This is a genomic window from Pseudomonas sp. FSL W5-0203, assembly GCF_001896155.1.
Lineage (GTDB): Bacteria > Pseudomonadota > Gammaproteobacteria > Pseudomonadales > Pseudomonadaceae > Aquipseudomonas > Aquipseudomonas paracarnis.
Window position 1 is genome coordinate 1 of the sequence record NZ_MPOR01000054.1, and the last position, 13,125, is coordinate 13,125.

Consider the following 13,125-nt stretch of genomic DNA (forward strand, 5'->3'; position numbering starts at 1 on the left):
CTCGGTCAAGGTCTTGCACCGCAGTGTGAACAGTACCGTGTGCTTGAAGTATTCGGTAGAACGGCCGGGTGTGACGGTCCCGATTCCGTCACAGGTGCAGACGGTGAGGGTCGATACGATACAGCCCGCCGATTTACCACAGCCATTGATCAATAATATTGCGCCCGGTGATGTCCTAGACTTGAGAACTTTTGTCGGCGATGGGCTGGCCTCAATTATTAAATGGGCGTTAAGCGCTGCCAGGCAACGTGTATGGATCACTTGTCGCAGTGCACAGATGGCGCCGCTCGATGTTCTCACCGCGAGCGGAGAAGTCATCACCCAGCAGGAAGCTGCCAATGGGTTGAGGAACAAATCGGTAGTGCGCAGCTGGCTACAGGCTGTGCCTCGTGGTCATAACATAACAATATCGTGCGATGTGGCGTATAGCGGCGACATTGATCGTTCTAAAAGCATACCCCTGCGTTCAACCAACTACATTGTTGAGAACGCCCCCCCTATATTGGACGATATGACTGACTTCGATAATTTTAATCGCAATGGTTGGGAGCCATTGAATAGCGGTGTGCCTATTCAGGTGCAGGTATCGGGTACGGAGTTTTATCTGGTCGCGCCGACTCGATATTATTTGGGTTGCACAAAAGCGTTTCCTGGCGCAGGTGCGGGGGGATACCAGATAACGGTTAGGTATCGTCATGCGACTGCGGCAACTACCAACTATGTATGGTTACGTGGCCCTGGCGGCACCTCTCAATATTTCACCACCTCTGCGTCGAGTAGTTGGGTGACGCAAGTGATAGGGCCGGTTTATGCTGGGGAAAACATACAGCTGGATATAAGGTTTGATGGTGGCAATACCCAGCTTGACTCTATTCGTGTCCAAAAAATAAGTGTATAGCCAGAAGAGGCGCTGGTCGACAAAGCAGATCCGTATTAAGCGGATCTGCTTTTTGTGGTCTTTGGACGTTAACGTGTTTGCGTGAGTACGGCGCGGGAAACAAACCGACCATCACCACAGCACCAACGATGCGGGTGAAGGTTTAGCGGTGGGATAACCGAGTGCGAAGTGCTATTTGCACTTTTGCGCGACTTCATCAAAGTTTTGCCCTGAAGGACATGAAAAAAGCTTTTTAAGCCATCTTCCCTGCGCTGAGCTGTATATGCACTGGTAGTATTTTCCAGGTTCATTACTCTTGAAATATCCTGCGACCGTACAGGGAGGGTCAGGCACGTTCTTTGCGGAACTTACGCCACGTTGCTCGGGATTTATTTCGGTACTGCACGCGCTCACCAGCAACGCCAGTAACAGTAACCCCGAGGTATGGGTGATGCGCCGACTTGTGGCTTTGATCTTAAGTATGCTCATGAGGTGCTCCTGTGTTGATGTGCTCCCGTATTGAGCTCCCCCAGATTTCATGCCGTCTACTGTCAAAACTACTAGGTAGAAGGGTTTTTCAGACAAAGGGTGATCCACGCTCACTCCCTGTGAGTCGGCTACAAATTACTTGCGCGCCACCTTGTAGCGCAGGCAATCCTGATAAAAGCTCTGACGAATCGCCTCGGGCTTGAGCCTTGAGCGGCTGTCATAGGTCTGCTCGGTGATCCCCATGGCCATCATGCGCATCCACGATTTGCTGAACTTGAGGGTCTGGATCTTCTGCCGGGCCGCGTACAGCGAAACGCCGGATAACTTGAGTTCCTGGGCCCTGGCGGCCGTGCCTGCGCCCCAACTGCACATGTACTTGTCACCCTCGCGCAATTCCCTGGCCTGCGCGACAGTCGCGCCGCCGGCCAGGGAGCAGGCAATCAGCATCATTCCCACAGAGCGCATTTGCATCCTCACCTAACCACCTGAAAATAAAAGTGATTTTGGCGAGGATTTTGTTACAAAGGGGCCATTAAATTGCCTTACTGCGCAAAGCGACTCGCGGATGCTTTCTATCAAGGCTTGAGTTCGAACAGCGCCGGCATCGGTGGCCACTGCGAAGGCACTTTACGAAAGCGGCTGAACCCGGCTGCTTCAGCCATCTGGCGGGCACGCTTCTCGCCCATGAACGCGCCCAGCCCGGCGCCGCCATGGGACAGCGAACAGGTCATGCAATAGAGGGTGCTCTGCGGGTACATGACGCGTCCGAACAGGTTCATGTTCTCGTGCAGTTCTTCGGACAGGTTGAGCTCCACCATCAGGTAGGTGCCGTCCTCGGCCGTGGCGGCGCGCAAATCCTTGAGCATCTGCTGGGGGTCGGTAGCATCGTGGATCACCACAAAGGTGGTCACGAAGTCGAATTGCTGGCCGCGCAACGCATCGGAGTCGTTCACCTCGAATTGCACCCGGTCACCCACGCCGGCCGCCTCGGCGTTGGCCCGCGCCAACTCGATGGAAGGCAGGTGGAAATCGCAGCCGACAATGCGCGCCTCAGGATAGGCCTTGGCCATGGTGATCGCCGCCAGGCCCGCACCGCAGCCAAAATCCAGGACACTGCCGCCGGTCTTGAGCTTCTCTTCGACGCCATCCAAGGATGGAATCCAGTGCTGGACCAAGTAATGCTTGTACCAGGGCATGGTCATGCGCTCCATGCCTTTCCAGGTTTCCAGCGGGAACGCCTCCTCAGCGCAGCCACCACCATGGCGGAAGGCTTCGATGACCTTGGGCGCCATGCTCACGAACGGCACGCTCAGCTGAATGATGCCGCCGGCGAAATACGGCGAGTCTTCATCGGCCAGCACCGGCACAAATTCAGCCGGCATCTGGTAGCGGCGGGTTTGCGCGTCGTAGGTCACATAATTGCCGGTGGCCATGCTGCCCAGCCATTCGCGCAAGTAACGCGCGTTGTAGCCAGTCTTGTGCGCCAACTCTTCCAGGGTCACCGCCTGGCCGTCGGCCAATGCCTTGAACAAGCCGAGTTGGTCGCCGATGTAGAGCATGGCACCGCGCAGCGTGTTGCCGTAATCCTCCATGATCCGCGCCGAGAACTGTTGGACCTTGGCTTTATCAACTTCCATAACGTTGGACATCTGTCGCTCCTTGATGAATTTGCAAGTCTGTTAAGGGATCAATGGCCGGCGAGTTTGGCCAGCACGTTGTCAACGATGCGCTCGGACATGCCCAGGTGGGTCCTGGGCTCGAACAGCCGTGCCAGGGCGCCGTCACTCATGACAGCAAGCACCCGCGCATCGGCCTCGATTGCCTCGCGGATCGACACGTGATTGCGCTGGCTGGCCTGGGATACTTCGAAGATGATCTGGTAGGCGCTGCTCTTGCCCAGCTTGCGCGCCATTTCGAACACCACCGCTTCGGTGCAGATGGCATCGCCATACGCCTGGGCGGTGCCTTCCATCTTCTGCACATTCACGGTGAGCCCGTCGATGGTCTCGGTCAGAATCGAGAGCGCCATCAATGCATAGTGGGAAACGTCCGCGACCGCGCACCACTCCAGCCGCGTACCGCGGTAATCGCGCTCATGCTCAAGAATCATCGCGTCCAGCGCGAGCATGACCTGGGCCTTGGCCAGCCGCGCCAACACCACCACCTGCTCGCAGCCTTCGGGGTTGCGTTTGTGCGGCATGGTGCTGCTGCCGATCTGCTGGTCGCTCCAGCCCACTTCCACTTCAGCGATTTCCCAGCGATTGAGCGTACGGATTTCATCGGCTACGCGGGCCAACGAGGCGGTAACCATGGCCAGGGTGCTGACGAACTCCGCAACGCGGTCACGGGACACATGCCAGCCCGTCAGGGGCACTTGCAGCGACAAGCGCTGGGCAAAACGCTCCAGCATCGGCATGGCGTCCGGGCCGAACGCCGCCATGGTGCCGACCCCGCCGAACAGTTGCACCACCAGTACACGCTGGCGGGCTTCGGCCAAGCGCTGCTGGTGGCGCAACAGCTCATCGATCCAGCCAGCGACCTTCAGCCCGAAGGTGGTCGGCAAGGCGGGAATCGAGTGGGTCCTGGCGACCATCAGCGAGTCACGGTGCGCATCGGCCAGGGTCGACAACTTACCCAGCAAAGTCTCCAGGGCCTGGTCCATCGCATCAAGCACATCGCGCATCTCCAGGGACTGGGCGGTGTCCTGTATGTCTTGGGTGGTAGCGCCGTAATGCACGTATTCACGGGCACTGGGGCTGCAATTTTTTTGCAGGGCGCTCAGCAATGGCATCAGCGAATGCCCAGTGGCAACCACACCCTCGGCCAGTTGGCGCACATTGATGCCCGATAGCAACGCGGCCTTTTCGATCTCCAGGGCCGCCTCGCGCGGGATGATGTTGACATCGGCCTGCGCCATGGCCAGCGCGGCTTCCACGTCCAGCCAGCGTTGCAGGCGACAATGACTGCAAAAAATCTTGCGGCTCTGCGGGCCGGCATAACCCGAACCGTGGGTTTTCGAATCGAGGATGTGGCTGTGTTCGTGGCGGCATTGCTCGCCGTCATGATCAAAACCTGGGTGGTCCGAACGTGCGGTGCAAGACGCACGAGCTGTCGTTTCCAAAGTTTGCGCATCCATCACATACCCTCCGTAGCGTACAGGGACTGATTGGTATTGCCTTGGGTTGCCATCAGTGCTTCAGCGCCATCGCCTGAAGCGCGAGGTCGTGCTTTAGTTGCCACCAGATCGACCATTTCGGCCGCCAGCCCTGTGTAGGCCGTCGGGTCAAGCAAGTCATCGAGCATTTGTGGGCTGAAACAACCGCGCAGCCGAGGGTCGCCAAGCAGCGCGTCGCGAAAGCAAACGCCCGCGTCTTGGGCCTGCAGGGCGATGTCGTGCACCAAGTGATGGGCCGTCTGCTTGCCACACCGAGGCGCCAGCGCAAGCATCACGCGCTCCGACAGGATCAGCCCGCCCAACAAGTCCAGGTTGCTGCGCATGCGCGCTTCACGCACCTCCAACCCCGCCAGCAGCAAGCCTTCCATACGAGCGAGCAACGCACCGGCGTAAATGAACAGCTCGGGTAAGGCCGCCCATTCGATGCGCCAGGTGGTGCCGTCACGCTCGTGCATCTGGAAAGCCGCATCGGTCAGCGCAACCATCTGCGCACGCACCAGCCGTGACAGCGCGCTGATCAGGTCCACCGTCGACGGGTTTTGCTTGTGGGGCATGGTGCTACTCCCCACTTGCCCGGCTCGCCGCCCCTCGCGCACTTCGTCGATCTCGGTGCGCTGCAGGTGGTAGATCTCATTGGCGACACGCCCCAACGTCGCCGACGCCTGCACCAGCAGCCACGCCGCTTCCAGGATGCGGTCGCGGGCGCTGTGCCAACTGGTCAACGGCGCCGCCAGGCCGAGGCTTTCCAGGGTGCGGCGCTGCACGTCCAAACCCTGCGGGCCAAGCCCGGCCAGGGTGCCCACGGCGCCGGTCAGGTTGCCGACCATCACCCGGGCGTAGGCTTCGTCAAAGCGTTCAAGGTGTCGATCAATCTCATCGACCCACACCGCCACCTTGTAGCCGAACGTGGTGGGCAATGCGTGTTGGCCATGGGTTCTGGCGACCATCGCCGTGTGCTTATGGCGCAGGGCGAGCGTGAGCAGATGCCCGCGGATCCCGCGCAAACGCTGCACTGCCAGGCCCCAGGCATCGCGGATTTGCAGGATGAGGCCGGTGTCGAGGATGTCCTGGGTGGTCACGCCGTAATGCACGTATTCGCCCAGCCCATCGGCGCATAACCCCTGCAAGGCGCGCAGGGTCGGCACCAGGATGTGCCCGGTTTCCAGGCCCTCGCGCCCCAACGCATCGAGGTCCAGCAGTTCCACGCTGGCTACCCGGGCAATCTCCCGGGCGGCCTCGTGGGGGATGAGGCCCATCTGCGCCTGGGTCGCCGCCAGCGCTGTTTCAACATCGAGCCACTTCTGCACCTGATTGGCATCAGAGAAGATTGCAGCAAATTCCGGGGACGAGTAAGCGCCCCCGTGGATACGGGATTCAGTGATATGACTTGGCATGTCGGGTTACTCGGGTTGTCCAGGGAGGGCTACTTCACGCGTTGTACTTCTTCCCAGACTGCATCGTAATAAGCCCGCTCCAGCCGGAAGTGCTCGGCCAGAGACGTCAGGAACGCATTCTGGAACCCCAGGTCCGGAATACGCCGTGAGATCAGCGCCCACTCCCGCTTGGCCCGCGGCGGCACCAGGCTGATATGCACTTCGTAGTACTCCGCGTCATCCTGGCTCAAGCCCGCGTTGCGCAGGGCGTTGTACAGCTTGCCGTGGTTACCGGGCACCACCAGTTCGGTGATGTAGAACACCGCCAGGCCCCAGCCGACATCGGGGTTGCGGAAACAGCGTGCGCGGTTGTTGAGGTAGGCGATTTCCTCGGGCATCGTCGAGAGGGCCTCGAAATCGGCATTCAGGCCCACGGCGGCGAGCAGCTTGGCCAACAGCTTCGGGTGGGAACGCTGCTCATCCTCTTCGCCCAACTCGCCGTAGAGATAACGCGCCAGGGCAGCCGCCTCGTCCACGTCAGTCAGGTTGACCAGCAGGTCGGCGGCGTCCCGGTAAAGGCGATAAGTACGGAACCATTGGTGGCGCAAAAACACCTGCAGTTGCTCGTGAGAGGCTTTGCCTTCAAACACATACTGCGACATCGGATGGTTTTCCCGCGACTGCGCGGCAATCTGCTCTTCCAGGCGCTGCTGGAAGCCGGCCTCGGACAAGGGCGATGCCAAGTCGGCTGACGGCATGAAACGCTCTTGCACGCTATAGACGGCATTGGCCAGCCAGCGCCGGGTCGAGGCGGTGGCCACGTCGTCGCTCAACGAGAGGATGTACAGCAATTGCTGGCACTGCGCTGCATTCGCGGCGTCGCCACGTTGGCCGGTCTCGCACAGGGCGCGCAGCATATTGGCGGCAATTTCGATGCGATTGAACGTCGCGTCCGGTTTCAAGGCTTCCGCCAGCAGACGGGCTTCGGCCGTGTGAATATTCTGCAATTGCGACAGGGAAAAATTACGTGGGCTCATCATGTGCTCCATTATTTTTGTTTTTGGATCGCAGGTCGTTCAGGCAGACAGGCGTTGGGCCTGCATCTGCTGCCACAGGCTGTCGAAGTAGGCCTTGTTGATCTCGAAGTGGCGCTTGAGTGCGCGCATGAACGTGCGTTGAAAGCCTTCCTCGCTGGCGAACTTGGCAATCAGTGCCCACATTTCTTCGGTGTCGATCTCATCCTGGGTGCCATGCAAGCGGTGGAATTCGCTGGGCTGCGCCGGTACATCCAGGCGCTGCAACAACTCGTAGATGCGCCGATGGTTGACGCAGCTGACAGACTCCACCGCATAGAGCAGCGCAAGGCCCCAGGCGACATCGATGTGGCGCACACAGCGAATGCGATTATTCAGGTAGGCCTTTTCCAGCGGATGCAGCGCGGGGAAATCGATGGCCAGCGGAATATCGAAATACTCCATCAGATGGGCGAGCATCGCCGGGTGCGAACGCTCCGGTGTCTCAGCGCCTGCTTCGCCGTACAAGTTGCGGTAAAACACCGAGGCGTCTTCGATCGCTTCGAAGCGAAAGGCCAACTCGGCCAGCAGGCTGTAGAAGTTGTAGGAACGGGTCCAGTGATGCTCCAGGAAAAAGCGCACATCCTGCACCGGCGGCGTACCTTGGAACAGGTGCACCGACATCGGGTGGTTGACCCGGCTGCGTGCGGCGATTTCAGCGTCGACCTGTTGACGGAACTCGTCCGCCGGCAACGCTTTAAAGCCCGGCACGTCGGCGGCGAACTCATCTTCGACGCGGTAGACCTCGCTGGCCATCCAGCGCCGGGTCGGCTCGGTGCGCGGGTCACCGGGGAGGTGCAGTTGCAGCAGGGCTGACTGATAGTGCGCATAAGCTTGGGCGTCTCCCGCCAGGCCTTGCCGGGTCAGTGCGAGCAGCGCTTCCAGCGCGCGGGTGACTTGGGCGTAGTTGGCGCTGGGTTCCAAGGCATTCACCATCAGCCGCGAGGCGTTGGTGAAGAGATCGGAATCCGAGCGTTGTTGCAGGGCAGCAGTATCCATTGATAACCCCTGAATCTTGTTTTTGTGGTTGGGCGTACTCGGAAAAAAGCCTAAAGGTTCCCGTAGTGGCAAGGTCAACACCTGTAGGAAAATTCTTTCAAAGGCTTGGAGATGGGGGGTTGGCGCCACCAAACAATAGGTATTACACAACTCCGTAGCAGCCAGCGGTAACCACGATGCGAAGCGAGTCGCTCTTGATCTTGCTCTTGATCTGAAGCGCCCCCCCAAATCACTGGCGGATTACGGGCACACCGAGCCCAAGCGAGGTGCCGAGTGTGGGGCAAGAGCCCTTTGGTTACTTTGGGCTGGGCCGGCATTCCGGCTCTTTTCCAAAGTGCCCCGCTGTCAGAGCGGAACCCTAAGTGGTCGTGACCGCAGGAATGGATATGTACACGGTATAACAGCGTCGGCTGTCAGGGCGTCATCGCAGGCAAGCCAGCTCCCACAGTTGGACTGCGGGGTGTCAGGTAGATAGGCGTCGACTGGCAGGCCGTCATCGCAGGCAAGCCAGCTCCCACAGTTGGACCGCAGGGCGTCAGTTAGATAAGCGTCGGCCATCAGACCAACGCCCTGCGCTCACGCACAAAGCGCGGCAACTGATCCCCAGGCAGTGCCTTGCTGAAATACCAGCCCTGGATAAACAACTCAGGCCCGTTACTCAAAAAGGCCAATTGCTCAGCCGTCTCAACCCCTTCCACTACCACGCCCAGGTCCAAGGCCTCGCAGAACCGCAACATACCTGTGAGCACCTGGGCGCCTTTAGGGTCATGCTGGGCAACCACAAAACTGCGGTCGATCTTGATGAAATCCACAGGAAACTGGTGCAGATAGCTCAACGCAGAAAACCCAGTGCCAAAATCATCCAGATAGACCTTGGCGCCCATGGCCTGCAACTTCTGGATGGTCTGGCGGGTGGCCGGGATGTCGCTGACCAGCGCGTCTTCGGTAATTTCCACTGAAACTTGCCCACGGGCCTGGCGAAGAATTTCCACCAGGCGGTCGCCATAGGCGGCGTCCTTGAGCGTGGTGCTGGAAATATTGATGGTCATCGGCAGTTCAAAACCCACCTTCTGCCATTTCTGATACTGGCGCACAGCCTGGGATGCCACCCACACGTCTACGTCCGGCATCAGCCTGGCGTGCGCCAGCCATTGCAGGAACTCCCAGGGCGAATGCACCGTGCCCTGGCTGTCCCGGGCGCGCATCAACGCCTCGCAGCCGGTGCACAAACCGGTGCGGGTGGAGATTTGGGGTTGAAACTCAAGGTAGAACTCGTAATCGCTGATCTGTTGAATACGGTTCAACTCAGCGGCCTGACGGGCCAATGTCTGGTGAGTGGCCAGCACCGGATCGAACTCCAGCAGACGGCCTTTCTCCTCGAGACCGCGAAAGGTCATGTCAAGGGATTTGAGGTACACCGTGCCGCCATCGCTGGACTGGCGATGAATCGCCCTGACGTAGGGCGCATACACCAGGGTACCGGCGCCCAACAGAACGATCTGCAACACCACCGCCGCCACATCGCCATGGGTGCTGAGGTACGCGTTGAGCAGCACCGGGGCGGTAAAGGGCACGCTGGCCACCGCCGGTGAGACCCAGCCCAGTTGCACCACCATCAACGCCACCATCGCGTTGAACGCCGGCACCAATAGAAATGGTATGAACAGGCGCGGGTTGAGGATGATCGGCAAACCGAACAACAGCACTTCGCTGACATTGAATAATGACAGCGGCAAACTGGCCACCGCCAGCAAGCGCATGGACTGGCTCTTGGAAAACAGCAGGATCGCCAATAACAGGCATAAGGTTGCGCCCGAGCCACCGATAAACGCAAAACTGCCCAGCAAGCCGTTGTTGAGCAGGTACAGCACCGGCTCCCCCGCCGCCAACGCTGCGCCATTGAGCGCCACCGCCTGGTCCAATGCATCGAATAACGGCTGCATGGCATACACGCCGTGAATCCCGAAGAACCACAGCAGCGAATTCATCAGGGTGACAAACAACCCGCTGCCGTAAGGCGTCTGCAACGCATCAAGCACCTGCGGCCCCTGGATTTGCGCCACATGGGGGATCAACAGCAGCAACGACAACACCGCCACCAACGACAAGGCCGTGAGTGCGCCGGGTATCACCATGTTGATGGTGCCCTTGAGGTTATGGCCGACCAGGTCCTGGTTGACCAGGCGCGTCCAGCGAAAGCGGTGCAGCCAGGCGATGGCCGGCACATTGATCAAGGGCGAAGCAATGGCAATAAAGAGTAGGAACGTGGCCGAAGCACGCGGGTACTCACGCAGCACGAAGGTTGCGACCACTACATGGGCCAGGCACAGGAAGGCGACCGGCAGTTGTGGCAGACGGTGTTGAATCGCCAACATGTAACCGATGGAGGCCGCCACCAGCAACGGGATCACCGAGCTGATCTGTTTATGCAACCCGGCCAGGAAACTCACCACCTGCGCATCGAACCCCAGCGCCAGGGCGCATTCGGACAGGATCAGGAAACCAGCGGACACCAACAGGCACGGCAGTATCCACAGCAGCCCCTCCCGAATCGCACGCAGCGACTCCGTGCTGGCCAGGACCGCCAGGCGCTGTGTCAGGAAAAGTTTGAACAGGGTGTGCGCCATGGGCCGTCCTCTGCCTGTCACCGACTGCCGCTGAAGATCAGGGCCGGAAACACCCGCTAACGCTACACGGCCTGATAGCCGAAGCGAAAGCCTTTATCCCCGTCCCTGCCCGGCTTTTTTACCAGTGAATGCCGGATTGCTAGACTAAATCCCTACAGATTTATCGAACTTTCTGACTTGAATCATCCCCTAAGGCTGTCTGAGTCGGTATCATCCGCACGGTTTGTGCGTGTTAAAGGATGTTACAACCTGTCTGATAATGGGTACGCACTCAGGGAATCTTGCCTGGAACGACAACAGGCCAAAGGAGAGAACCTCACTATGCAAGACAAACGCTCAAGTCACATGCGTCCTCTGTTTGTCACCATCCTGCTGTGGTTGTGCAGCGTGGTGTTGCTGTTTGTAATCAAGAACCTCATTGAGTTGTTCACTGGGCCTGTGGCTGAAACCTGGGTAGACCTGACCCTGGTGCTGGTCGCTTACCTGATGTTTTTCTTGCTGGCGCCGTTGCAAAACTGGATGCAGCGCAGGTCGCGCAAGCGTGCCCGCCATCACCTCAACGCACGCGCGTCCGATAGCAACTCTCACCCTTCTCATTAAGGTGTCTACCTGTGTCGGCACCCAACGATACGCACCAACTTGCGCTGGACAGATTCCTGCGCGAACAACCGCAGGTCGCTGCCGAGCTGGACAGCCTCAACCCGCTGGTAGCCCAGGCCAGGGGCGAAACCCTGGCGCAGTATCGCGCCGAACGCCTGCATGAGGCTTTCGAAGCACACGCTGAACAGCAAAAATTATTCGCCTGGGAATTGACCCTCAAGCTGACGGCCGATTCGACCGAAGCCTTCGAGGCCCAGCGGCGCGAAGTGCATAAAGAAGTCGCACAGATGGCAGGTATGGACTGGGCGCAGTACTGCCAGTTGCACGGCTTGGCCGTTTGACCTTTGCCCTACAAGCACCAGCGTGCTCGGTTGCGCCCCATGACGTGACGCAACTCGGCGACCGTTATGCTTCGGTGCTGCGGGTCTATCGCCAACGCTGCCTGTAACGCCACCCAGCAATGCCTGGGCAACTGCACGGGCCGGGGCAGACAGACCGTGGAGGCGCGCTCCCCAACGCGCTTGCCGTGGGCCAGTTCGTACAGGACGCAGGCCACGCCGTACAGGTCGGCAGCGGCGGTCAGCGCACCGCCGGCCAACAGTTCCGGGGCGGCGTAGGCAGGTGTCCAGGCATTGAAACGACTGCGGCTGACACTCGGCAAACCCATTGCGGCGCCTGCTTGAGCCTGGCCCAGGCCGAAATCGAACAAGCGCACGCCCTCCTCGCCCACCATGACATTGGCTGGTTTGACATCACCGTGCAGAACGTCTTGCTGGTGGGTGTAGACCAGCGCATCCAGCAACTGCACGGCGATGGGTCGCAACTCCCGCCAGGGCAAGCCATAGGGGCACTCCAGCAGCAGGCGGTCCAGCGTCACTCCTTGCAGCAACTCCATGGTGAAAAACGCGACTTGACTGTGTGTATCGACCTCAAACGAAAACGCCCGTACCACATGCGCGTGCCTCAGGCTGCGGGTCAACGCAAACTCGCTGTACAACAACACATGCGCGTCGGGGCACTGGGAAATGGGTTCGTCGAGTAGCTTGATCGCGACCTTGGAACAGGGTTCGCCCAATTGCTCGTGCAACAGGTCGCGCGCGCGGTACACCCTGCCCATGCCACCTCTGCCCAAGACACGTTCAAGGTGATAGCGCCCAGACAGTAAACGGCAGGCTTGAGCTGCCGAGTTCATGGCTGCACCACAACCGCAGTCAGGTCATCGCGTATCGGCCGGCGCAACGCCGCTGCAAATAGCCGTTCCACTGCCCGTTGAGGCGTGCCCATGCTCAACGCCCGCCCCAGGTCAACGTGGCTGAGGGCCTGATACAAGCCATCACTGCACAACAAAAATACATCCCCAGGGCGGGTACGCAGTTCCAGTACCTCCAGATGCAACCGCGAACGCGCGCCAACGGCCCGGGTCAAGGCCCTGGCACCCGGGTAAGCCTGGGCTTGCGCCACACTCAACTGACGCTCGTCCATGAGGCGCTGCAGCAGCGAGTGGTCCTTCGACAATTGGTAGAGGCTCTGGTCGCGCCATAAATAGCAGCGACTGTCTCCCGCCCATAGGCAGGCCGCCCGGCCCTTCTCCAACAACAGGGCGACCACGGTACTGCCCATCGTCACTTCACTGGTTGCGCCAGGTTCTGTCCATGCGCGTCGTACTCCTTGGTTGACGTCCTGCAATTTGTTGCGAACCGCCTGAATACGCTGGTCAAGGTTGCCGTCAGCCGACACTGAAGCCAAGTGGCTGACTATCCACTGGCTGGCGACATCCCCGTGCCGATACCCGCCCATGCCGTCCGCCACCGCCCAGCAACCCGTGCTCGGGTTGTCCAGGAATGCATCCTCATTGCGCAACCGCGCCAGGCCTCGCTGCGTGCGCCCGGCGCTGCGCCACGGGGCTTCCATC

At 59.8% G+C, this 13,125-nt stretch carries 12 protein-coding genes and 1 pseudogene; 3 read left to right on the forward strand and 10 right to left on the reverse strand.

Features of this window, described 5'->3' with window-relative positions; genetic code table 11:
* Nucleotides 1–898, forward strand: a pseudogene (locus BOP96_RS26925) (hypothetical protein); the annotation flags it as partial.
* Between the two features lie 171 nt (nt 899–1,069).
* Here the strand turns inward: BOP96_RS26925 and BOP96_RS31015 are convergent.
* The 8 genes from BOP96_RS31015 to BOP96_RS26960 all read right to left on the reverse strand — a co-directional run bounded on the left by BOP96_RS31015 (nt 1,070) and on the right by BOP96_RS26960 (nt 10,613).
* Entirely contained in the window at nt 1,070–1,417 is a 348-nt protein-coding gene (locus tag BOP96_RS31015; protein ID WP_353956204.1) for a chitin binding peritrophin-A domain-containing protein, read from the reverse strand.
* 84 nt (nt 1,418–1,501) lie between these two features.
* Complete coding sequence (locus tag BOP96_RS26930; protein WP_003191756.1) at nt 1,502–1,831, reverse strand: hypothetical protein; 330 nt, start codon at nt 1,829–1,831, stop codon at nt 1,502–1,504.
* 110 nt (nt 1,832–1,941) lie between these two features.
* Entirely contained in the window at nt 1,942–3,015 is a 1,074-nt protein-coding gene (locus BOP96_RS26935; RefSeq protein WP_014718237.1) for a class I SAM-dependent methyltransferase, read from the reverse strand.
* A 38-nt stretch (nt 3,016–3,053) separates the two neighbouring features.
* Entirely contained in the window at nt 3,054–4,502 is a 1,449-nt protein-coding gene (locus tag BOP96_RS26940; protein WP_014718236.1) for a class-II fumarase/aspartase family protein, read from the reverse strand.
* Entirely contained in the window at nt 4,502–5,935 is a 1,434-nt protein-coding gene (locus BOP96_RS26945) for a class-II fumarase/aspartase family protein (RefSeq protein ID WP_069868408.1), read from the reverse strand. Before BOP96_RS26945 ends, BOP96_RS26940 begins: the two co-directional genes overlap by 1 nt.
* Nucleotides 5,936–5,964: 29 nt before the next feature.
* A complete protein-coding gene (locus BOP96_RS26950; protein WP_014718234.1) occupies nt 5,965–6,951 on the reverse strand; it encodes an HOASN domain-containing protein in 987 nt (328 codons plus the stop codon).
* Nucleotides 6,952–6,990: 39 nt separating this feature from the next.
* Nucleotides 6,991–7,986: an HOASN domain-containing protein gene (locus tag BOP96_RS26955; protein WP_073454542.1), complete on the reverse strand. Its 996-nt coding sequence runs from the start codon at nt 7,984–7,986 to the stop codon at nt 6,991–6,993.
* A gap of 557 nt (nt 7,987–8,543) precedes the next feature.
* A complete protein-coding gene (locus BOP96_RS26960) occupies nt 8,544–10,613 on the reverse strand; it encodes an EAL domain-containing protein (RefSeq protein WP_014718232.1) in 2,070 nt (689 codons plus the stop codon).
* A 345-nt stretch (nt 10,614–10,958) separates the two neighbouring features.
* Between BOP96_RS26960 and BOP96_RS26965 the strand changes: the two genes are divergently transcribed.
* Nucleotides 10,959–11,213 (forward strand): hypothetical protein, encoded by a 255-nt coding sequence (locus BOP96_RS26965; RefSeq protein WP_224797013.1) that lies wholly within the window; start codon nt 10,959–10,961, stop codon nt 11,211–11,213.
* A gap of 11 nt (nt 11,214–11,224) precedes the next feature.
* Entirely contained in the window at nt 11,225–11,554 is a 330-nt protein-coding gene (locus tag BOP96_RS26970) for a DUF6388 family protein (RefSeq protein WP_014718230.1), read from the forward strand.
* An 8-nt stretch (nt 11,555–11,562) separates the two neighbouring features.
* On the opposite strand, the gene BOP96_RS26975 is transcribed toward BOP96_RS26970, so the two are convergent.
* Nucleotides 11,563–12,405 (reverse strand): serine/threonine-protein kinase, encoded by an 843-nt coding sequence (locus tag BOP96_RS26975; protein WP_073454545.1) that lies wholly within the window; start codon nt 12,403–12,405, stop codon nt 11,563–11,565.
* Nucleotides 12,402–13,124, reverse strand: coding sequence for a PP2C family protein-serine/threonine phosphatase (locus tag BOP96_RS26980; RefSeq protein WP_069868951.1), 723 nt, complete (start codon nt 13,122–13,124; stop codon nt 12,402–12,404). The genes BOP96_RS26975 and BOP96_RS26980 overlap by 4 nt, the downstream gene beginning before the upstream one ends.
* Nucleotide 13,125: the final 1 nt, after the last annotated feature.